Below are 19,470 nucleotides of genomic sequence, written 5' to 3'. Positions count from 1 at the left end.
ATCTTGCCGACCGAGGGGTGGGTGTGGAGGCTGGTGGAGTTCGATGCCTTCGGAGGACCGTGGCGGGGAGTGCCGTTGACGGCGGTGGAGGAAGCGGCGTTGACGAGTCCCGCGGGTCTTCCACTGTCGGGCCACGACCTCGGCGATCTGGCGCGATGCGTGTCGCAGACCATCGATGCTCTGGTGGTCGGATCGGACTCCGACCGTGCGTTCACGGCCTTAATCGATCAGCGTGGACACGGCTTGATCCGAGAGATCCGCACCATTCTCGACAAAGTCGCCAACCAATTGATGGGAAGCGGGTATCTGGATATCGATCTGGGCGAACTTGAACCGTTAGGTGTCGTCGTCGAGGTCCATGACAGTACATCGGTAATCCTGGGAATCAGCGATGATGCCGGCGAGCGAGAAAGTCTTGATTTGCAGTTTCGACGACTCGCGGCTGAAACAAGCTCGGAGCAATGAGGAAGGCGCGAAATGAGTATTGAATGGGTCGAGTCGGGCGGCGGTCCTCTTATTGCGATCCCCGAGTCGGTGCTCGGCCGGTGGTTCGGAGTGTTCGGGGGCACTACCGATGTCGAAGATTATGATCGTGCCTGTGCGATCGACGATTACGTTGGTGTTATCGATGTAGGTGGGAAATCTGCATTGGTTCTCGCTGATCAGCCGGCGGTTACAACGTTCTTGCCGGAGGCGCGAATGTTCGTCAGGGCGGTGGCAGGAGATGCGGAGGACGACGAGTTCATCGCGTTGGTGCCGAGCGTGGTCGCCGAAGCGCGGTGGGAGTCAGGGCCGGAGATCGTGGTGCAGGAGCCCTTGGTGGTATTCGACTCGGCAGGTCAGTTCGCGCGGTTGGAGGAGGACGAGTTCATCCGTGTGGATATTTCTCCCGGACGATACCGCGTGAGAGCTGCAGAGGAAGAGTGGGGAGACGCGGCAGAGATGATACTGGTCCAACTGGAGCCCTCAAGAAGTTGTTCGTTGGACTCAGGTGAGGTACTTGCTGGTGGTGATCACGGCCAGATGGAAGAGGATGACTGAGTGGTGTCGAATTTTTTTGCGGGCAGCACGTACTACACCGGTCCCATTCTGACCGATGGTATGGTGCGGCAAGCGGAAGCGCAGCTGGGTGTGAGACTGCCGCGTGCTTATGTGTCACTCCTCCGTGAACGTAATGGCGGTGAGCCGCGCAATCGATGCTTCCCTACCAGGTTCCCCACTTCGTGGGCAGTCGACCATTTTTGCATTGAAGGTGTCTTCGGGATCGGAGACTATCCATGGGGCATTGATAGCGAATTGGGGAGTCGTTACTTGGCCGAGGAGTGGGGTTATCCACATGTTGGTGTAATTTTTTGCTCGACTTCGTTCGAGCATGACGCTGTGATGTTCGATTATACACAAGGGGAAGATTTGGAAGAGCCTCCCGTGGTGTATATTGACAGGGATCGTAAACCGAGAAGGGTGGCGCGATCCTTCAATGAATTCATTGAGGGTCTTCGGTCGTGTGATGAGTTCGATGATGATTGACATACCTGTAGATCATGGGAGTCATAATTGTGAGGTTGATCGTCGCCGGTCGATGTGCCGTTGGTGGCCTCTGCGCGAGTGGGGGTGGGTAGCCGGTGCGCGGCGTAATTGAAGGGAACGCTAACGAGGTCGTATTGCGCGGGTGTGGCAGAATGTCGTGGTAATCGGGTATCGCTGTGATCGATTGGGTTGAGACGGAAGGCGGTCCGCTCATTGGTGTCCCGGAGTCCGTGCTGGAGCATTGGTCCGGGGTGTTCGGTGCGGACGGGGGAACGGATGATTACGCGCGGGCGTGTGCGGTCGGGGAGTTGGTCGGAGCCATCGACGTCGGTGGGCGAACGGCTCTGATCCTCGCGGATGAGCCTGTGGACACGGTGTTTCTCCCTGAGATGCGAATGTTCGTGCGGGCGCTGTCCCAGGATGCCGAGGACGATGAGGACGTACTGGCAGCGGTGCCCGAGGCGGCCGCGGGGGCCCGGTGGGAGTGGGAGACGGAGTTCGTGGTGCACGAGCCTCTCGTGCTCTTCGACTCCGCGCTCGGCTTCGACAGACTGGGTGCGGGAGATTGGCTCCGTGTCGAACTGCCGACCGGACGTCATCAGGTGTGGTGGGCCGACGTGGAGATTCCTGAGGTCGCTGAGCTGCGTCTCCTGCAGTTCCGGCTCGAATGACGCAGGGACCGGCGGGCGGGGCGGGTCTTCGACCGACCTGCCCCGCCCGGGGTGATGTCTTACAGGTCCGCGCAGGCGAACTTGGTGCCGGCGTCGTCGTCGAGGTGCAGCAGGATCGCGTTGGCGCCGTCGCTGTCCGGGTTGGGGTTGGTGACGGTGGTGGAGGCGCTGCCCTCGGAGTCGGTGGTGAACATCAGGTGCACCTCGTTCGGCGGCTGGGCCGGCCCGTCGGGGTCGAACCGGAAGTGCGGGCCGCCGTCGTCCGGTTCGCAGGATTCGGCGTGCAGGTGCGAGGTGTACTTCGTGTCCGGTTCCAGGCCGGTGACGTCGACGGTGACCGTGGTGCCGTCGTCGTGCCGGGCCAGCCACACGGTGCCCCGCACGGACTGCGGTGCGGTCTCCGGCGCGGACGGCAGCACCGCGAACGAGCCCTCGACGACCTCCGCGTCGGGGATCTCGTCGGCGGGTGTCGGGTCCGCGGCCCGGCTCGCGGCGGTGTCGGGGCTCGCGCCGGGACCGTTGTCGGCGCTCGTGCCGGTCGTGCTCGGTGCGGTTTCCCCCTCCGCCCCGCTGCCGGTGTCGGCGCCGCAGGCTGCCAGGGTCAGCGTGGCGACCGCCGCGACCGCGGCCGCTGAGGCGTTGAGGTGTCGCATGCCCGGCGAGTGTAGACCTGCCCGGAACAACCTCTGGGCACGGTGTCGGGCCGTGTGGGCCCCCGCACACCCACCACTCAGGACACCGGTTCCGGGTGGGGGCGTTTCGCGGTGTGCCCGTCGCCGGAGGAGCGCCCGGTGATCCTGCGCCACAGCCACGGCGCGAGGAAAGCGGCGGCCCACCGGGCTTCGTCCGCGACGGTTCGGACCGGTCCGGGTGCCGGGTGTTCGGGCAGCGGGTGGGTCCACGAGTCGTCGACGTCGGGGACGCCGAGGGCGTGGGCGAATCCGTGGCCGAGGCGGGCGTGGCCGAGTGGGTTGAGGTGCAGCCGGTCGGCGCTCCAGATGCGCCGGTCGGTGCACACCGCGTGCCGGTCGGTCTCCACCACCGTGGCGCCGTGCCGGGCGGCGATGTCGCGCACCCGCGCGTTGAACGCGGTGATCCGGGGCGCCAGGCGGCGGGCGAGCGGGGCGATCGCGCCCACATCGGGGTAGGTCAGGGTGGCGACCCGGGCTCCCGTGGCGGTGAGCGCGCCGATCATCCGGTCGAGGTGGTCGGCGACGGTGTCGACGTCGCACCGGGGTCGGATGAGGTCGTTCAGTCCGGCGACGACGGTGGCCAGGTCGGGTTCCATCGCCAGGGCCGGTGCGAGCTGTCCGGCGTGGATCTGGCCGATGCGTTTGCCGCGCACGGCGAGATTGGCGTACTCCAGGCCGGGGCTGTGCGGGGCGAGCCGCTCGGCGAGGCGGTCGGCCCAGCCGCGGTGCCCGTGCCGGTCGTCGCCGTCGCCGATCCCCTCGGTCTGGCTGTCGCCGAGGGCGACATAGCGTGCGTACATGGGCTCCTCCCTCCCCACCGGGCCGAGAGCACGGTACCCGATCGGAGGACGGTGACGGCGGCCTCGCGGCGCTCGACGGACGGCCACCGTGTGCACGGTCGGCGTAGTCTGGCCGGGAATGAACACCGCACTGCTCGTCACCGTGATCGTCGTCTGGGTGGGCACCGGACTGGTGACCGGCCTCTGGATGATCCGCCGCGGACACGACCCGGTTCTGGATGGCCGTGGCGGTGGCGTTGGGGCCGTTGTTCGTGCCCTCCGCACTGGAGCGCGCGGAGCGCCGCCCAGTGGGCTCCGACCCCGCCGACGGATCCGGGGCCGGATCCGCGGTGCGCGCGGCACGGTGAGCGGCCACCGCCGGGGTGGGGAAGGTCGTTCGTCGCCGTCCCCGCCGGGGGAGACGGTGTAGCCCGACCGGGCCAGTTTTCCCGGCGCGCCCGCCGAGCACGGCGATGTGCCGGCGCCGATCGGGTAACCGGGCCCGACAGTGCCGGTGCGGGTCGAAGGGGGTGCCGAGGTGACGCGGTCGCGATCCCCGTCCCCGTCCGGGCACCACCGACTGCCGGTGCACGAGGTCGTGCTCCTGCTGGGCAGCGACCGGCACCGGGGCCTGGGCACCCGGGAGGCCGCCGACCGGCTCGGGCGGTTCGGGCCGAACACCCTGCCCTCCGCGGCGCGCACCGGACCATTCCGGCGTGCCCTGCGCCAGTTCCACCACCCGCTGATCTACGTACTGCTCGTCGCGGGGGTGATCACTGTCGCGCTGGGTCAGCACGTCGACTCGCTGGTGATCTTCGGCGTGGTGGTGATCAACGCGCTGGTGGGGTTCGTCCAGGAGTCCCGGGCCGAGGCCGCGCTCGAAGGTCTGCGGTCGATGGTGCGCACCGACGCCCGGGTGATCCGGGACGGGCACGAACGGACCGTGCCGTCGGCCGACCTCGTGCCCGGCGACCTCGTCCTGCTGGAGGCCGGGGACAAGGTGCCCGCCGACCTGCGGCTGACCCGCACGGCGGAACTGCGGGTGAACGAGTCGGCGCTGACCGGCGAATCCTCCCCGGTGGCCAAGGACGAGGTCGTGCTGCACGACGACGTCCCGGTGGCCGACCGGGGCAACATGGCCTACTCGGGCACCCTGGTGACCACGGGTGGCGGGGCCGGGATCGTCGTCGCCACCGGCACGCAGACCGAACTGGGCGCGATCCACCGGCTGGTCGGCGCCGCGGAGGATCTGCGGACACCGCTGACGGCGAAACTCGCCGGGTTCAGCCGGATCCTGACCGTCGGCATCCTCGCCCTGGCCGCCGTCACGTTCGGGGTGGGGCTGCTGCGGGATCAGGACGCGGTGGAGACGTTCGTCGCCGCGATCGCGCTCGCGGTCGCGGCCATTCCGGAGGGGCTCCCGGCGGCGGTCACCATCACGCTGGCCATCGGCGTGTCCCGGATGGCCCGGCGGCGCGCGGTGATCCGGCGCCTGCCCGCGGTGGAGACACTGGGCGGCACCACGGTCATCTGCTCGGACAAGACCGGCACCCTCACCGAGAACCGGATGACCGTGCGGGCCCTGTGGACCCCCGGCGGGGTGTACGAGGTGACCGGTTCCGGTTCCGCCCCGGAGGGGACGGTGCGGGACACCGCGGGCGCACCGGTGCCCGTGGAGTCCGACGAGGCGCTGCGCTGGTCGCTGCTGGCCGGTGCGGCGTGCACCGACGCCACCCTCGGTGAACACGACGGGCGGTGGGAGACCACCGGCGACCCGACCGAGGGGGCGATGCTGGTGGCCGCCGCGAAGGCGGGCCTCGGGCCGCGTCGGGTCGCCGGGTCGCTGCCCCGGGTGGCGACGATCCCGTTCAGCTCCGAGCGCCGATACATGGCGACCCGGCACCGCGACACCTCGGGCGAGCCTTCCGGGCACGTGGTGCTCGTCAAGGGGGCGCTGGAGCGGGTGTTGGAGCTGTGCGACGCGCAGCTGGACCGCGACGGGACGGTCCGGCCCCTGGACACCTCCGCCGTGCGGAGGGCGGCCGACGACCGGGCCGGGCGGGGGATGCGGGTGCTGGCGACGGCGGCGCGGTGGGAGAGCGGTCCCGGCGACACCGAGGTCCGCGCGGCCGACGCTGCGGGGGAGGACACGCTCGGTACGGAGATCGTGCCGGGAAGCCTGGTGCTGACCGGGTTCCAGGCCATGCTCGACCCGCCGCGCGCCGCGGCGATCGACGCGGTGGCCGCCTGCCACACCGCCGACATCACGGTCAAGATGATCACCGGGGACCACGCGGCGACCGCCACCGCGATCGCCGACCGGATCGGCCTGTTCGACGGCCACCCACACACCGACCGTGCGGTGTTGACCGGTTCGGACCTGGACGCGGTGCCGGCCGAGGAGTTCCCGGACGCCGTGCAGCGGGCGGGTGTGTTCGCGCGGGTCTCGCCGGAACAGAAACTGCGGCTGGTGGAGGCGATGCAGACCCGGGGACACGTGGTCGCGATGACCGGGGACGGGGTCAACGACGCGCCCGCACTGCGGCAGGCCGACATCGGCATCGCCATGGGGCAGACCGGTACCGAGGTCGCCAAGGACGCGGCCGACATGGTGCTCACCGACGACGACTTCGCCACCATCGAGGCCGCCGTCGAGGAGGGCCGGGGCGTGTTCGACAACCTGACGAAGTTCATCGCCTGGACGCTGCCCACCAACGTCGGCCAGGGCCTGGTCATCCTGTCCGCGATCGCCGTCGGTGCCGTGCTGCCGATCCTGCCCACCCAGATTCTGTGGATCAACATGACCACCGCGGTCGCGCTGGGGCTGATGCTCGCCTTCGAGCCCAAGGAAACCGGGATCATGACCCGGCCGCCCCGTGACCCGGGCCGTTCGCTGCTCACCCGCGCACTGGTGGTGCGCACCCTGCTGGTGGGTGCCCTGCTGGTCGCGGGCTCGTGGTGGCTGTTCCGGTGGGAGCTGACGCAGGGCGGTGCGAGCCTGCCCGAGGCCCGCACCGCCGCGCTGAACGTGTTCGTCGTGGTCTCGGCGTTCTACCTGTTCAGCTGCCGGTCCCTGGTCCGTCCGGCGTGGCGGGTCGGACCGTTGTCCAACCGGTGGATCCTCGTCGGGGTCACCGCGCAGGCGCTGGCGCAGCTCGCCCTCACCTATCTGCCCGCCCTGAACGCCGTGTTCGACACCGCGCCCCTCGGGGTGGACGTCTGGCTACGGATCCTGGCGATCGCCGTGATCACCACCCTGGTGGTGGCCGTGCACAAGCGGGTCAGCGCAGTGCCGCCACGGTGACGCGGGCGGCCTCGGCGAGCAGGGTGTCGTCGTACTCGGCGTCCGGCCGGGCGCGGTCGGACAGCACCACGAGCACGATCGGCGCCCGCTCCGGCGGGTACAGCACCGCGATGTCGTTGCGGGTGGCGTATCCGCCCGCGCCGGACTTGTCCTCGACCTGCCAGTCGTCCGGCACGCCCGCCTGGATCAGGTCTGCGGTCAGCGGCGGGTTCCGCATCGCCTCGCGCAGGATCGTCCGCTTTCCGGGCGCGAGCACGTCGCCGAGCACGAGCTTCCGCAGGTTGGTGGCGAGGGCCCGCGGGGTGCTGGTGTCCCGGATGTCGCCCGGTGCGGTCTCGTTCAGCTCGGGTTCGTACCGGTCGGCGTGCGAGACGGTGTCGCCGAGTTCGCGCAGTGCCCGTTGCAGCCCGGCGGGTCCGCCCACTTCGTCCAGCAGGAGGTTCTGGGCGGTGTTGTCGCTGTTCCGCACGGCCGCCTCCAGCACCGCGCGCAGCGTCATCCCGGTGTCCACGTGCTGTTCGGTCACCGGGGAGTGGGATATCAGGTCCTCGCGGCTGTAGGTGATCGGCTCGTCGAGCCCGTCCAGGGTGGTGCGTTGCAGCACGGCCATGGCGGTGAAGGGCTTGATCGTGGAGCAGAACGCCCAGCGCTCGTCGGCGCGGTGGGTGATCTCCGTACCGCTGCCCGTGTCGAGGGCGTACACACCGAGCCGGGCCGAGTAGCGGCGCTCCAGCTCCGCGAAGTCCGGCCGCGCGGGGGAGTCCACCCGCTCACCGACCGGCGTCGTCGGTGACTCCCGGGGGCCGGGTGTCGGGTGTGCGGCCTGCTGCGGCGCACAGCCCACCAGTGTCACCAGCAGCAGGGCCGGAACGGACCTGGTCAGGAATCGCATCGTCGCTCCTCTCCGGATCGTGCTGTCGAATACCTGCGCAGTCTCGACCGGAGGCGGTGATGCCGTCCAAGACACGAAGCGGCGGTTCCATACCGGATCCGCATAATGGTGGTGTGGACCTGGTCAGTGGCTGCCGTGCCTTCGTGGCGGTGGGCGAGTCCGGTGGCTTCCCCCGCGGGGCCGCCGCCCTCGGGATTCCGCAGCCGGTGGCCAGCAGGCGGATCGCCGCGCTGGAGGAGCACCTCGGTGACCGGCTCTTCGACCGTTCCGCCCGGCGTGCGCACCTCACGCCGTTCGGGCGGGACATGCTGCCGTGGGCGCAGCGGCTGGTGCACCTCGCCGACGCGATGGAGCGGGACGCCGACCGGGCCCGGCTCCGCCCGGTGTCGGTGGCGGTTCCGGACCTCTGCCGGAGTCGGGACCTCGCCGAGCTCGACAGGGAGGCCCGTGCGCAGGAACTGTTCCTCGAGTTCCGCCCGGCGCCACCCGGGCGGCGCTCCGAGCTGCTGCGTGCCGCCGACGTCCGCGCCGCGCTCGTCGCCGTGCCCGCGGACGAGGCCACCTGGACCGAATCCGGCCCGCGGATACGAGATCAGCGCGGACGTCGGCGACGAGGCGGAGCGGCTCCGCGCCACGCTGTCGAACCCGATCGCGCGGTGTGTGGGGGTCGAGCGGACGTGAACACGGCACGGCTGGTGGCCGACCTGGCCACCGAGCTCGACGAGGGCGGACTGCGTGGGTCGTTCCTGGTCCGCGACCTGCACACGGGTCGGGAGGTCGGCATCGAACCGGACCTGGCGTTCCCGCTCGCCTCGCTGATCAAGGTGCCGTTGGCGGCGGTGACCCTGGACCGCATCCGGCGCGGGGAGCTCTCCGGGGACGACGTGTTGGAGGTACGGCCCGGGCGGGACTCCACGCCCGGAGGGACGGGAACGACGCGGTTCCGGCACCCGGCGTGGGTCGCGCTCGACGATCTGCTCTCCCTGGCGTTGACGATCAGCGACAACCTCGCCGCCGACACCCTGTTCGGGCTCACCCCGCCCGCCGAGGTGACCCGGGCGCTGCGCGACTGGGGACTGCGGGGGATCACCGCCCGGCACCTCGTCGACGACCTGGCGCGCACCCCGGAGGAGCGGTTCGAACCGGACCGTGCGCACCTGGCGCACTCGCTCGCGATCGGCGCCGCCACCGCCGGGCGCGGTCACCACATTCCGCAGCTCGACGTGACGCGGGCGAACTCCGGCTCGGCGCGGGCGTTCGCGGACCTGCTCCAGGCACTGTGGACGGCGTCGGCGATCCCCGACGAGGTCGCCGGGCGGGTGCGGGAGCTGATGGCGGCCAACCTGATCCGGCACCGGCTCGCGCCCGACTTCACGTCGGATGCGGCGAGTTGGGCGTCCAAGACCGGGACGGTGCTCAACCTCCGCCACGAGGCCGGGGTGGTCGAGCACGCCGACGGCCGTGCCTTCGCCGTCGTCGCCCTCACCGAGTCCCACATCCCGGCGGTGCGCCAGCCCGAGGCGGAGACCCTCATGGCCCGCGTCGCCCGCCTCCAGCACGACCACCTCCGCTGGTGACCGGGGTCGACTTTGTATGCTCGAGAAATGACCTCGGAGAGGCAGAAGCTCGAGCGTCTTGTGCGGCAGTTGCCTGACGAGCAAGTGCCGCATGTACTGGAAGCTGTCCGGCGGCACCTGCGTCCGGCGCGGGAATCGCCTTGGCCACCGGCGTGGTTCGGCGCGGCCATGGGACATCGCCGCGACACGTCCGAACGGGTTGACCAGCTGCTGGCGGACGGGTTCGGCCACTAGCGCACACCTGCGACGACATCCCTGTTTCCGTGATTCGCCGTGCCCGTCTCCTCTCACCACGCCGGGCCTGCGGGGGTATTCCCTGAACGGCTGAGTTCGTCGGCGAAGCCCTGTCGCCACGACGGGTGGCCCGGTTGCCAGCCGAGTTCGCGTTTCGCCTTGGCGTTGGAGAAGGCCCGCCCCTCGGTCATCATGCCCACCAGCATTTCCCCGGCCACCAGCCGGGCCAGCCACGTGGGGATGCGCCGCGGGGGTTTCGCCCCGGCGCATCGCGCGAGGTGCGGTAGCCATTCGCGGACCGGTGCGGGGTCGTCGTCGACGATGTTGAACACGCCGGTCGCCCGCTGTTCGACGGCGAGGACGGTGGCCTCGGCCGCGTCGTCGAGGTGCACCCAGGAGAAGTGTCCGGTGCTGTCCCCGACGAGCGGGAACAGGCGTTTGCGCACCAGCCGCACCTGGTCGTCGGTGGCGCCGGGCCCGTAGAAGCTGCCGTAGCGCAGCACCCCGCCGCCCGCCGCGGTCACCACGTCTTCCAGGTGGTTGACCGCCGTGGTGCCCTCCAGCACCTCCAACGGGTCGTCCTCGGTTTTCACCCAGCCGCCCCGGCGGATCCCGTTCATACTGCCGTGGCTCTGCGCGAGGACGTGCGAGACACCGGCCGTCGCGGCCGCGGCCAGCAGGTTGTCGACGCCCTCGCTGCGCAGCCGGTTGGTCGTCGCGAAGAACCGGTCGGGCCTGCGGAAGTCGGGTTTCCCGGCGTGTGCCGGGGACAGGGCCGTCATCTGGTTCACCACCGTGTCCGGCCGGGCGGCGGTCACCGCCGCCTCGACCGCGGCCGCGTCCAGGCCGTCCATCACGACACCCTCGGCGCCCAGTTGCTCCAACATCGGCAGCCGGTCGGCGTTGGTCGTCGTCGCCGTCACCTGGTGTCCCCGGGCCACCAGCCGCGGCACCAGCCGACGCCCAAGGACACCGCTGCCGCCCGCCACGAACACGCGCATCACGTCCACCTCCCGATCCGGTACTGCTCCCGCTCCGGAGACGAGCCGGACCGGCGGTCTGTGACACGGCCGGGCCGACTACGCCGTCTCCGGTGACCGCAGACCCAGGGACCCGGCGGTCTCGACGAGGATTCCCCGCAGCCAGCTCCGGAAGCTCTCGTCCACCAACCACGGGTTCCAGATCATGTCGATGCCGATGGGGCGGACGGGGAACGGGAACTCCTCGATGCGCAGCCCGAGGGAGTCCCGCAGGGCGGAGGCCGCCCGCAGCCGGTGCAGCGCCACCCCTCCGGACCCGGCGACGACGTGCGGGATCAGCAGGTAGTCCGACACCCGGTCGCGCACCGTGTACGCCAGGCGGTGCTCGTCCAGCACGTCGTACGGGAAGATGCGCTGCGCCGCGTCGAACACCACGTGCGGCAGACTCGTCAGCAGGTCGGTGGCGCTCGCCTCCGCCGGGGCGTCCGGGCCGGCGATGACGACCCACCGGTCGTCGTAGAGGTGTTCCCGGGGGTGCGGTGACGCGGTGGTGTCGGACAGCAGCAGCACGTCGCTGCCCTCGTCGGTGAAGGTGTCCTCGGACACCGCCGTGGCGGTCCGCAACCGGAGTGTCGCGTTCGGCGCGCGGCGGGCCACCAGCCGCGCGAGGGTGCTGCCGAGGACCAGCGCCTTGCTGGTCGTCATGGTCACGGTGATCACGCGGTGGTCGACGGCCGGGTCGAAGGAGGGCGGGTCCACGAGGTGCGCGGTGCGGTGCAGGGCCTGCCGGAGCGGGACGACCAGCTCGGCGCCGCGCGGGGTGAGCGTGGTGTCGTTGCCGCGCCGTACGAGCAGTTCGTCGCCGAGCAGCCGCCGCATCCGGCGCAGGGCGTGGCTCATCGCGGGCTGGGACAGCCCCACCCGGGACGCCGCCCGCGTCACCGACCGCTCCTCCAGCAGCGCCAGCAGCGGCACCAGCAGGTTGAGATTGATCGAGGCCAGGCGCGCGAGCTCCGGGTCGGTCGCGGACGTCTCGTGCTCGCTCATGCACGTCTCCCGGGAGTCGGTGTGCGGGGCCGTTGACGACGTCGTCATCGACAGCGTGCATGTCGATGATGCCAGGGATTCATTGGACCACAACCGTACGCCCGTCCTAGGCTGCCCGGTACCGACACCTCCGCCGCCGCGGGATCCCGACCCCGTCGGCGATCCGCCGTGCGGCACACACCCGGGGTGTCGATCCCGACCACGGAGGAATCATGCGGATCGTGCTGGACCGGCCGCGCTGTGAGGGCCACGGCCTGTGTGAGGAGGCGGCGCCGCACCTCATGCATCTCGACGACGACGGCGAACTGATCCTGGACCGGGAGATGGTCGACGACGACGCCGACGCGGCGAAGGCCGCAGTGCGCGTGTGCCCGGTCGCCGCGCTCCGGCTCGAATGACGGTGTCCCGGATGGACCGGGTGGTCGTGGTCGGCAACGGGATCGCGGGGCGCACCGCGTGCGACTCCCTGCGCGACTCCGGATTCGACGGGGAGATCACCGTCGTCGGCGCCGAACACCACCCCCCGTACAGCCGCCCCGCGTTGTCGAAGGCCGCGCTGGTCGACGGCGGCGAGCTGACCGCGCACCGGCTGCCCGACCCGACGCACGGCGCGACGGAGCTGTTCGGGACCCGGGCGAGGCACCTCGACGTCGAGCGCAGACGCGTCTTCCTCGACGACGGGACCGACCTGCCCTACGACGGACTCGTCATCGCCTCGGGCTCGCGGGCGCGACGGCTCGCTGCCGGGGACGGCGACGGGCAGGCCGAGGGTGCCGTCGACGAGGTGACACTGCGCGAGCTGGACGACGCGGTCGCGCTGCGGCGCAGGCTGGCGGGCAGACCGTCGGTCGCCGTGGTCGGGGACGGCCCGCTCGGCACGGAGATCGCCTCCGGCTGCCTCGCCGCCGGCTGCGAGGTCACCCTGGTCTCGCGCGGCCGTCCGCTGGCCGACCAACTGGGGCCGTACCTGTCCGACCTGTTCACCTCCGCCGCACGCGAGCACGGGCTCCGCCTCGCGTACGCCCGGTCGGCCGGGGTGGCGAGCTCGGGCGGACACCCGGTCGTCGTCCTGGACGACGGCGCGCACCTCGAAGCGGAGCTGGTGATCTCCGCGGTGGGCGACGTCCCGAACGTCGGGTGGTTGGCCACCAGCGGGCTGCTCACCGACGGCGAGCTGCGGGTCGACACGCGCGGGCGCCTCCGCCCGGACATCGTCGCCGCGGGCGACGTCGCGGCGTTCCCCACCCGGCACGGCATCCGGCGCGTTCCACTGTGGACCAGCGCCGTCGAGCGGAGCAGGGGCGCGGCCGCCGCGCTCGTACACGGCGACGCCGCCGCCGAGGTCGACTTCCACCCGTACTTCTGGACCGAACAGTTCGGCCTGAGCCTGAAGGCCTGCGGCACCCTGCCCGCGCCGGGCGTCCCGGAGGTCGTCGACGGCGATCCCGCGACCGGCAGGGCGCTGCTGCGCTGGCCCCGCGACGACGGTGCGGGCACCGCGGTCGCGCTCAACTACCGGTACCCGGTGCCGAAACTGCGCCGACTGAGCCGCGCCACCCTCGGGGACGGCATCTGACCCCGGCTTAGCCGGGGCAAAGCTACGTTGAAGCCGTTGCTGAGTGGTTCGACGAGGTCGCGGTGTAATCTCTCGGGCGTCAATCGGACGTTTGGAGGCGGTGCGTTTCCTGCCCAGTCACGTCAGCGATGACTTCGAAATCCTTGTCGACATGGAGAACGGCAAGGCGATCCAGTTCGGCGATCGCGGCTATGAGGATGTCCGGTACAGAGGGAGCCCGATGGTGCCCCGCGTGTGCCAGCCGCTTTTGTACTTCGACAGCGCGCCGCTCTGCGGCGGGTGTAATGCTCGCGAGAGGCATGAGCGCAACAGGCGGCATCTCAACACGATTAGTCCAGTCGGTAACGCCCTGTGCCGAGTACCCGATCTCAAGGATCGTCGGGGTCGCGACCTGTACCAGTCCGCGTTCGATACGCCGGGACCACAAATCCGCATCCGGGCTCGCGCCGAGGCGCGCGAGTGCTGACTTGTCGATCAGCCATGCCGTCTCGATCACGACCAGGCTCCACGCATCAGATCTTCGTCCGCTAGGTCGGTGAACTTGGCGAATTGATCGGGCGTCACCACACCAGACCCACGGACGGCGTCCTTGGCGATCTGCCGACGCAGATATTCCCCGCGAGAGAGGCCGAGAGCGGCAGCGCGTTCGTCAATGTATTGCAACTCGTCATCAGGTACGTTGCGGATAAGTACGTCAGTCAAGGGAGCCACCTCCGATAGCAGAGGATATCATGTTCCCGTCGGTCTGCGCCGGTCTCGCCTCCGGTGGCTCTCCGATCGCGGTGTGTGACGCCGATGGAACCTCCCATGTTAATCGCCTGGGTGGGCCAGTACCGACGAGCCCTTGCCAAGAGTGCGACCGGCCGCGGTGCCGCCGGTCGGAACCGGAGCGGCACCGCGGCCGTCGGCGCGACAAGTCTCAGGCGGGCTCGACGCCGACCACGGGCAGCCGGTCGAGGCTGCGGGTCATGTTGCCCAGCAGGCGCACCGGCTCGCCGATCGTGTACCGCCGGACGTGCCGGGCGAGCGCACCGAGGACGGCGGACGCCTCCAGCCGGGCGAGGCCCTGTCCGGCGCAGCTGTGCACGCCGTAGCCGAACGAGAGGTGGTCGACCGGGTTGCGCCGGACGGAGAAGGTGTCCGGGTCCTCGTAGTGGCGCGGGTCCCGGTTGCCCGCGCCGAACAGCACCGCGACCTGGGATCCGGCGGGCACGGGTGTTCCCGCGATCTCGACGTCCCGGGTGGCCCGCCGGCCGAAGGCGTGGATCGGCGCCTCGTACCGCAGCACCTCGTTCAACGCGGCGGGGATCAGGCCCGGGTCGTCGCGGATCAGGTCGAACTGGTCCGGGTGCTCGGCGAACAGCCGGACGGCGTTGCCGATCGCGGCGATGGTGGTGTCCATCCCGGCGGCGATGTACTGGTGGATGATCATGCCGCAGTTCTCGTACGGGATCTCGCCGCGGTCGGCCGCCTCGAAGATGGCCCGGCCCATGCTGCCTTCGGTCAGGTCCTCCGCGCGGGCGGTGTGTGCCCACTCGAAGAGCTCACCGGCCGGCGGGAAGGCCGCCCGGGTGCGTGCGTTGTCCGGGCCGAGGCAGTCGAACGCCGCCGCGCCCCACCGGAGGATATTCTCCCGGGCGGTGCCCTGAACACCGATGAGGTCCGCGACCACCGCGAGCGGCAGTGCCCGGGCGAGGTCGTCCATCGCGTCGAACGACCCGCGTGCGACGAGGTCGGCGACCATGGTGTCGGCCTTGCCCTCGATGTCCCCCTTGAGTGTGCGCAGCGCGCGGGGCGCGAGGTTCTCGGTGAGGACCGCACGCAACTTCTGGTGGTCCGGCGGGTCGGTGGTCAGGGTGGTGCCGACGAGGACCTCGTTCATCCGGTCGTTGAAGGCGACGGTGTCCGAGGAGAAGCTCTCCCAGTCGGCCAGCACCTCCCGGATCGCCTCGTACCGGGTCACGGCGTACACCCCGACCGTGTCGAGCCGGACGACCGGGCTCTGGTCCCGCAGGTCCGCGAAGTACGGGTACGGGTCCCGCAGGACCTCGTCGGCGAACAGGTCGAGATCGGACGAGGCCCGTGTGTCCACAGCCATCGGGGCACCTCACATGCTGGTCGGGCTCGCGACGGTGCCGCGTCGCACCGTCGCGGAACGCTGATCGGGTGGCGGGCGCGGCGCGGGGCGGAATCCGTGGCCGGACCGTGTCGGCACGCCGTGCACCGCTGGCCACATTCAACGGCCCCCCGGGCCATGACACAAGTGAATACTGTGCATGGCACGGATGCACGAGGTGGATGTCAGTCGAGCAGCGGGAGCGCCATCCAGATCGCGACGCCGACCAGCGTCCCGGCGAACAGCCGGTCGATCAGCCGGCGCGACCGCGGGCTCCGGAACAGCGCGGTGAGCGTGCGGCCGCCGAACGTCCAGACGAGGAAGGCGACGAGGTTGTTCGCCGTGAACACCAGGGTGACGAGCAGGATCGGCAGTGCGCCGTCGTTCTCCGGGGGATACAGCGCCTGGCCGAACATCACGGCGATGATCGAGTACGCCTTCGGGTTCAGCAGCAGCACGACCGCCCCGGCCCGGAACCCGATGCCGGGTTTCCCGTCCGACGTCGGGTGAGTGCCCGGATCCGTGTTGTCGCGTGCGGTCTTCAGGAAACCGAATGCCAGCCAGAGGACGTAGACGCTGCCGGCGGCGCTGAGCACCGTCGGGAGAACGGGGTGTTCGAGAAGCGTCGCTCCCAGGCCCAGTCCGATCAGCAGGGTGACCAGGAACGTGGCGACGTGGTAGCCCACGAGCGCCGGGACCGCGGCCCGGGGCCCCCTGGCGGCGCCGATCGCGGCGAAGAACGTGTTCCCCGGACCGGGGCTGTAGGCGAGGGGGAACAGGAACACCAGCAGTGCGGGGAGCATGTCCGCGCTCATGCGGGTCGACCGACGATCGGGTGGATCATGCGGTGATCATCCGACGTGCGCTCGTCCCGGCGCTGGCGGAAATCGGCCGGGACGATCCGGGGAACCGGCCCCGGGGACCGTTCCGGAGGCACCTGTCCGTCGATCGTGGCCCTCGGCGGATCGGACCGGGCTCGGGCATCCTGGTGTCGTGGGAGGAAGCCGCACAGGTCCCCACCGGCAGGAGCATCCACAGCCCGGAGGTGCCGCATGACCAGTTCGTCCGACCAGGCGCAGTTGACCGGCGACTACACGATCGATCCCGAGCACACCCGCATCGGGTTCGTCGCCCGGCACGCGATGATCACCAAGGTGCGGGGCTCGTTCACCGAGTTCGAGGGCACCGTCCACGTGGACGGCGAGAACCCCGCCGACTCGTCCGCCGAACTCACCATCCGGGCCGCGAGCATCGACACCCGCAACGCCGACCGGGACGGCCACCTGCGCAGCAACGACTTCCTGGCGATGGAGGACTATCCGGAAATCACGTTCCGGTCCACCGACATCGCCCGGACGGGCGAGGACACCTTCGACGTCACCGGTGACCTCACCGTCCGGGGTGTGACCCAGCGGGTGACCATCCCGTTCACCTTCGAGGGGCAGGCCGTCGACCCGTTCGGCAACAGCCGGATCGGCTTCGAGGGCTCGACCACGATCAACCGCCAGGACTTCGGGGTGCGGTGGAACGCCCCGCTGGAAACCGGCGGTGTGCTCGTCGGCGACAAGGTCGTGCTCGAGTTCGAGGTCTCCGCCATCAAGCAGAGCTGACGCGGTCGCGGAGCTGAGCGGTGAAGAAATCGATGACACCGGCGGCGGATGGCCACCCTGTGGGTGATTACGGGAGACCGTTGCGGTTCGGTGTGTTCCTCACTCCGGATGCCGGGGCGGTGGAGCATGTCCTGACCGTGGCGACGACCGCCGACCGGCACGGGCTCGACCTGATCGGCATCCAGGACCACCCGTATCAACCGGGGTTCCTGGATGCCTTCGCCCTCATGGCCACCGTCCTGGCCCGGACGGAGCGGGTCCACGTCTTCCCGGACGTCGCCAATCTCCCCCTGCGGCCCCCGGCCGTGCTCGCCAAAACCGTGGCCGGCCTGGACCTGCTCTCCGGTGGGCGCGCGGAACTCGGCCTCGGTGCCGGTGCGTTCACGAAGCCCATCCGTGCCATGGGTGGGCCGGTGCGGAGCCCGGCTGAGGCCGCCGACGCGTTGATCGAGGCTGTCGCCGTCATCCGGGCTCTGTGGTCGGATGTGCCGTCCGTCCGGATCGACGGCACGTACTATCCGGTGGACGGTGTGCGGCCCGGTCCTGTGCCCGCGCACCGGATCGGTCTGTGGCTGGGTGTGTCCGGCCCGAGGCTGCTGGCTGAGGTCGGGCGCTCCGCCTGCGGGTGGGTGCCCACTTCGAGCTACGTCCCACCGCACGATCTTCCCGCCAAACATGCCCGCATCGACGCGACCGCACAACGGTCCGGTCGCGACCCGGCTGAGATCGCACGCGTCTACAACGTGTTCGGCACCGTCACGGACGGACCCTCCCGGGGATTCCTCCGCGGGCCCACCGACCAGTGGATCGACCAGATCACCGAACTCGTGCTGGAGTACGGGATGGACAGTTTCGTGCTCGGAACGGAGGGTGACGACCTCGCCCAGATCCGTCTCTTCGCCGAGGAGATCGCTCCGGCGGTGCGCGCAGCGGTCGCCGACGAACGCGGGTGACGGATTCGCCGGCCGGGACGGCACCGGGGACTACGGGACGACGAGGTCGGGTGCGGTGGGCCGGACGCGGACGGTGACCGGCAGTTCGCACAGGTAGTCGCCGTCGGCGTGGACCGGGACTGCGGCAGCGATTGCTGCCGTTTGCCGTTACTAACGTGATCCGGTAGCATCAGGTTGTGATCCAGTCGTTCGCGGACAAGCACACGCTCCAGGTCTGGGAACGACGCCGCACCAGACTTCATCCCGATACACAGCGGCTCGCGTGGAACAAGCTCGCGATGCTCAACCGTGCGGCGTCGCTTGACGATCTGCGCGTGCCGCCCGGCAACCGACTCGAGCGACTCCGCGGTGATCGGGCGGGCCAGTACAGCATCCGGATCAACCGCCAATGGCGCATCTGCTTTCGCTGGACTGGTGCAGGTCCGGAACAGGTCGAGATCACCGACTACCACTAGTAGGAGGAACGCCATGAGTGAGGACAAGGTGATGGCGCCGACCCACCCCGGCGTCATCCTGCGCGAGGAATTCCTCGAACCGATGGATATCACCGACTACCAGCTCGCCAAGGCCATCGGCGTCCCGCAGACCCGGATCAGCGCGATCACGCACGGTCAGCGCCGCATCACGGCCGACACAGGTCTCCGACTGTCCCGTTTCCTCGGCATGTCCGAGGCCTTCTGGACCGGGCTCCAGGAGGATTACGATCGTGAGGTCACCAAGGACCGGATCGGCGCCACCCTGGACTCCATCGATCCCTTCGCGGCCGTGAGCTGACAAGCCCACAGGCCCCCGGGGCCCGGTGTGTGTCGCCACGGGACTACGGGACGACGAGGTCGAGTGCGGCGGGCCGGACGCGGATGGTGACCGGCAGTTCGCACAGGTAGTCGCCGTCGGCGTGGACCGGGACGGCGCGGTCGGCGTCGAGGGTGATCCCGGTGGCCGTGCGGACCGTGACCGCGTCCGAGTGGACGTGCGTCCCGGTCCTCGCCTGGCCGAGGAAGCGGATGATCCGGTGCCGGGGCGCGTCGGCGACGGTGAGTACCTCCAGGGTGCCGCTGTCCAGCCGCGCGGAGGGCACGATGTGCAGCCCGTGGCCGTACCGGCCGGAGTTGGCCACGACCACCTGGTGCCGCCGTGCCGTCGTCGTGCCTGTGTCGGTGGTCAGGGTGAACTCGGGCGCCGACCACCGCAGGATCACGCCGAGCGGGGCGAGCCGGTAGACGAGGTGTCCGGGCAGCCACCGGTTGCGGTTGATCGCCTCGGTGGCCACGGAGTCGACGCCGACGTAGACGTTGCCGAGGACGATGTGACCCGCCGCGTCGAGGACGTCGACGGTGCGGGTGGCGCCGCGGACGAGCATCGCGGCGAGGTCCTCGGCGCCGGTGGGCAGGTCCAGCCCGCGGGCGAGGTCGTTGCCGCGTCCGGCGGGGACGATCGCCATGCCCGCCCCGGTCCCGTACACGCCCGCGGCGACGTCGCGGACCAGTCCGTCGCCGCCGACGGCGACGACCG

At 70.2% G+C, this 19,470-nt stretch carries 23 protein-coding genes and 1 pseudogene; 14 read left to right on the top strand and 10 right to left on the bottom strand.

From position 1 onward, the window contains the following. Window positions 1–33: 33 nt before the first annotated feature. The 4 genes from ACTIR_RS0111210 (at window position 34) to ACTIR_RS0111200 (ending at window position 2,198) form a co-directional block, all read left to right on the top strand. The gene (locus ACTIR_RS0111210) at window positions 34–465 is read left to right on the top strand and encodes a hypothetical protein (RefSeq protein WP_154663721.1); all 432 of its coding nucleotides are present in this window, start codon (window positions 34–36) and stop codon (window positions 463–465) included. Window positions 466–477: 12 nt separating this feature from the next. After that, entirely contained in the window at window positions 478–1,041 is a 564-nt protein-coding gene (locus ACTIR_RS25415; RefSeq protein ID WP_084789426.1) for an Imm21 family immunity protein, read from the top strand. Beyond that, window positions 1,042–1,527: an SMI1/KNR4 family protein gene (locus tag ACTIR_RS25410; protein ID WP_233345882.1), complete on the top strand. Its 486-nt coding sequence runs from the start codon at window positions 1,042–1,044 to the stop codon at window positions 1,525–1,527. Window positions 1,528–1,703: 176 nt separating this feature from the next. Next, window positions 1,704–2,198, top strand: a complete 495-nt coding sequence (locus ACTIR_RS0111200) for an Imm21 family immunity protein (protein ID WP_267879488.1) — start codon at window positions 1,704–1,706, stop codon at window positions 2,196–2,198. 59 nt (window positions 2,199–2,257) lie between these two features. Here the strand turns inward: ACTIR_RS0111200 and ACTIR_RS22835 are convergent, their stop codons facing one another. Then, window positions 2,258–2,851 carry a superoxide dismutase family protein gene (locus ACTIR_RS22835; protein ID WP_034239473.1) on the bottom strand — a complete coding sequence of 198 codons (594 nt, stop codon included), beginning with the start codon at window positions 2,849–2,851 and terminating at the stop codon, window positions 2,258–2,260. 77 nt (window positions 2,852–2,928) lie between these two features. After that, window positions 2,929–3,690, bottom strand: coding sequence for an SGNH/GDSL hydrolase family protein (locus ACTIR_RS0111190; protein ID WP_026454351.1), 762 nt, complete (start codon window positions 3,688–3,690; stop codon window positions 2,929–2,931). Window positions 3,691–4,207: 517 nt separating this feature from the next. Here ACTIR_RS0111190 and ACTIR_RS0111180 point away from each other — a divergent pair. Then, window positions 4,208–6,973 (top strand): HAD-IC family P-type ATPase, encoded by a 2,766-nt coding sequence (locus ACTIR_RS0111180; RefSeq protein ID WP_026454350.1) that lies wholly within the window; start codon window positions 4,208–4,210, stop codon window positions 6,971–6,973. On the opposite strand, the gene bla is transcribed toward ACTIR_RS0111180, so the two are convergent. Further along, on the bottom strand, window positions 6,951–7,865 hold the full coding sequence (gene bla, locus ACTIR_RS0111175; RefSeq protein ID WP_026454349.1) for a class A beta-lactamase: 915 nt from the start codon (window positions 7,863–7,865) through the stop codon (window positions 6,951–6,953). The two genes, ACTIR_RS0111180 and bla, sit on opposite strands and share 23 nt — an antisense overlap. Before the next feature lie 59 nt (window positions 7,866–7,924). On the opposite strand from bla, the pseudogene ACTIR_RS27865 reads away from it, so the two are divergent. The 3 genes and pseudogenes from ACTIR_RS27865 to ACTIR_RS25400 all read left to right on the top strand — a co-directional run. Further along, window positions 7,925–8,107 (top strand): annotated as a pseudogene (locus tag ACTIR_RS27865) (helix-turn-helix domain-containing protein); the annotation flags it as partial. A 435-nt stretch (window positions 8,108–8,542) separates the two neighbouring features. Further along, window positions 8,543–9,442: a serine hydrolase gene (locus ACTIR_RS0111170; RefSeq protein ID WP_026454348.1), complete on the top strand. Its 900-nt coding sequence runs from the start codon at window positions 8,543–8,545 to the stop codon at window positions 9,440–9,442. A gap of 27 nt (window positions 9,443–9,469) precedes the next feature. Beyond that, a complete protein-coding gene (locus ACTIR_RS25400) occupies window positions 9,470–9,676 on the top strand; it encodes a hypothetical protein (RefSeq protein ID WP_084789425.1) in 207 nt (68 codons plus the stop codon). A 53-nt stretch (window positions 9,677–9,729) separates the two neighbouring features. Here ACTIR_RS25400 and ACTIR_RS22830 read toward each other — a convergent pair whose 3' ends face one another. Further along, the gene (locus ACTIR_RS22830) at window positions 9,730–10,677 is read right to left on the bottom strand and encodes an NAD-dependent epimerase/dehydratase family protein (protein ID WP_034239556.1); all 948 of its coding nucleotides are present in this window, start codon (window positions 10,675–10,677) and stop codon (window positions 9,730–9,732) included. 78 nt (window positions 10,678–10,755) lie between these two features. Then, complete coding sequence (locus ACTIR_RS0111160) at window positions 10,756–11,703, bottom strand: LysR family transcriptional regulator (RefSeq protein ID WP_026454347.1); 948 nt, start codon at window positions 11,701–11,703, stop codon at window positions 10,756–10,758. Window positions 11,704–11,915: 212 nt separating this feature from the next. On the opposite strand from ACTIR_RS0111160, the gene ACTIR_RS0111155 reads away from it, so the two are divergent. Both ACTIR_RS0111155 and ACTIR_RS0111150 read left to right on the top strand, forming a co-directional pair. Next, window positions 11,916–12,101, top strand: a complete 186-nt coding sequence (locus tag ACTIR_RS0111155; protein ID WP_026454346.1) for a ferredoxin — start codon at window positions 11,916–11,918, stop codon at window positions 12,099–12,101. Between the two features lie 11 nt (window positions 12,102–12,112). Further along, on the top strand, window positions 12,113–13,279 hold the full coding sequence (locus ACTIR_RS0111150) for an NAD(P)/FAD-dependent oxidoreductase (protein WP_233345881.1): 1,167 nt from the start codon (window positions 12,113–12,115) through the stop codon (window positions 13,277–13,279). 79 nt (window positions 13,280–13,358) lie between these two features. On the opposite strand, the gene ACTIR_RS0111145 is transcribed toward ACTIR_RS0111150, so the two are convergent. The 4 genes from ACTIR_RS0111145 to ACTIR_RS0111135 all read right to left on the bottom strand — a co-directional run bounded on the left by ACTIR_RS0111145 (window position 13,359) and on the right by ACTIR_RS0111135 (window position 16,210). After that, window positions 13,359–13,775 (bottom strand): PIN domain nuclease, encoded by a 417-nt coding sequence (locus ACTIR_RS0111145; protein ID WP_026454344.1) that lies wholly within the window; start codon window positions 13,773–13,775, stop codon window positions 13,359–13,361. Next, complete coding sequence (vapB, locus tag ACTIR_RS25395; protein WP_198048244.1) at window positions 13,772–13,990, bottom strand: type II toxin-antitoxin system VapB family antitoxin; 219 nt, start codon at window positions 13,988–13,990, stop codon at window positions 13,772–13,774. The genes ACTIR_RS0111145 and vapB overlap by 4 nt, the downstream gene beginning before the upstream one ends. Before the next feature lie 208 nt (window positions 13,991–14,198). Continuing rightward, window positions 14,199–15,377, bottom strand: a complete 1,179-nt coding sequence (locus ACTIR_RS0111140) for a cytochrome P450 (RefSeq protein ID WP_026454343.1) — start codon at window positions 15,375–15,377, stop codon at window positions 14,199–14,201. Between the two features lie 203 nt (window positions 15,378–15,580). Next, a complete protein-coding gene (locus tag ACTIR_RS0111135; protein ID WP_026454342.1) occupies window positions 15,581–16,210 on the bottom strand; it encodes a LysE family translocator in 630 nt (209 codons plus the stop codon). A gap of 237 nt (window positions 16,211–16,447) precedes the next feature. Here ACTIR_RS0111135 and ACTIR_RS0111130 point away from each other — a divergent pair, with 237 nt between their 5' ends. The 4 genes from ACTIR_RS0111130 (at window position 16,448) to ACTIR_RS0111115 (ending at window position 18,732) form a co-directional block, all read left to right on the top strand. After that, window positions 16,448–17,005, top strand: coding sequence for a YceI family protein (locus ACTIR_RS0111130; protein WP_026454341.1), 558 nt, complete (start codon window positions 16,448–16,450; stop codon window positions 17,003–17,005). An 80-nt stretch (window positions 17,006–17,085) separates the two neighbouring features. Then, complete coding sequence (locus ACTIR_RS0111125; protein ID WP_233345880.1) at window positions 17,086–17,958, top strand: LLM class flavin-dependent oxidoreductase; 873 nt, start codon at window positions 17,086–17,088, stop codon at window positions 17,956–17,958. Between the two features lie 176 nt (window positions 17,959–18,134). Further along, the gene (locus ACTIR_RS0111120; RefSeq protein WP_026454339.1) at window positions 18,135–18,413 is read left to right on the top strand and encodes a type II toxin-antitoxin system RelE/ParE family toxin; all 279 of its coding nucleotides are present in this window, start codon (window positions 18,135–18,137) and stop codon (window positions 18,411–18,413) included. A gap of 13 nt (window positions 18,414–18,426) precedes the next feature. After that, window positions 18,427–18,732, top strand: coding sequence for a HigA family addiction module antitoxin (locus tag ACTIR_RS0111115; RefSeq protein WP_026454338.1), 306 nt, complete (start codon window positions 18,427–18,429; stop codon window positions 18,730–18,732). Window positions 18,733–18,775: 43 nt separating this feature from the next. On the opposite strand, the gene ACTIR_RS22825 is transcribed toward ACTIR_RS0111115, so the two are convergent. Further along, window positions 18,776–19,470: diacylglycerol/lipid kinase family protein (locus ACTIR_RS22825; RefSeq protein WP_034239471.1), on the bottom strand; the 695-nt coding region annotated here is incomplete at its 5' end.

This window comes from Saccharomonospora iraqiensis subsp. iraqiensis, from assembly GCF_000430445.1.
Lineage (GTDB): Bacteria > Actinomycetota > Actinomycetes > Mycobacteriales > Pseudonocardiaceae > Saccharomonospora > Saccharomonospora iraqiensis.
Note: the sequence above shows the minus strand (reverse complement) of the source record. Positions and strands in the feature narration are given on the sequence as shown.

Excerpts from the sequence above, each read along its gene's own strand:
- ACTIR_RS25415 (WP_084789426.1), top strand. The coding sequence starts at position 478 with ATGAGTATTGAATGGGTCGAGTCGGGCGGCGGTCCTCTTATTGCGATC.
- ACTIR_RS22835 (WP_034239473.1), bottom strand. The coding sequence starts at position 2,851 with ATGCGACACCTCAACGCCTCAGCGGCCGCGGTCGCGGCGGTCGCCACG.
- ACTIR_RS0111190 (WP_026454351.1), bottom strand. The coding sequence starts at position 3,690 with ATGTACGCACGCTATGTCGCCCTCGGCGACAGCCAGACCGAGGGGATC.
- bla (WP_026454349.1), bottom strand. The coding sequence starts at position 7,865 with ATGCGATTCCTGACCAGGTCCGTTCCGGCCCTGCTGCTGGTGACACTG.
- ACTIR_RS25400 (WP_084789425.1), top strand. The coding sequence starts at position 9,470 with ATGACCTCGGAGAGGCAGAAGCTCGAGCGTCTTGTGCGGCAGTTGCCT.
- ACTIR_RS22830 (WP_034239556.1), bottom strand. The coding sequence starts at position 10,677 with ATGCGCGTGTTCGTGGCGGGCGGCAGCGGTGTCCTTGGGCGTCGGCTG.
- ACTIR_RS0111160 (WP_026454347.1), bottom strand. The coding sequence starts at position 11,703 with ATGAGCGAGCACGAGACGTCCGCGACCGACCCGGAGCTCGCGCGCCTG.
- ACTIR_RS0111155 (WP_026454346.1), top strand. The coding sequence starts at position 11,916 with ATGCGGATCGTGCTGGACCGGCCGCGCTGTGAGGGCCACGGCCTGTGT.
- ACTIR_RS0111150 (WP_233345881.1), top strand. The coding sequence starts at position 12,113 with ATGGACCGGGTGGTCGTGGTCGGCAACGGGATCGCGGGGCGCACCGCG.
- ACTIR_RS0111140 (WP_026454343.1), bottom strand. The coding sequence starts at position 15,377 with ATGGCTGTGGACACACGGGCCTCGTCCGATCTCGACCTGTTCGCCGAC.
- ACTIR_RS0111135 (WP_026454342.1), bottom strand. The coding sequence starts at position 16,210 with ATGAGCGCGGACATGCTCCCCGCACTGCTGGTGTTCCTGTTCCCCCTC.
- ACTIR_RS0111130 (WP_026454341.1), top strand. The coding sequence starts at position 16,448 with ATGACCAGTTCGTCCGACCAGGCGCAGTTGACCGGCGACTACACGATC.
- ACTIR_RS0111115 (WP_026454338.1), top strand. The coding sequence starts at position 18,427 with ATGAGTGAGGACAAGGTGATGGCGCCGACCCACCCCGGCGTCATCCTG.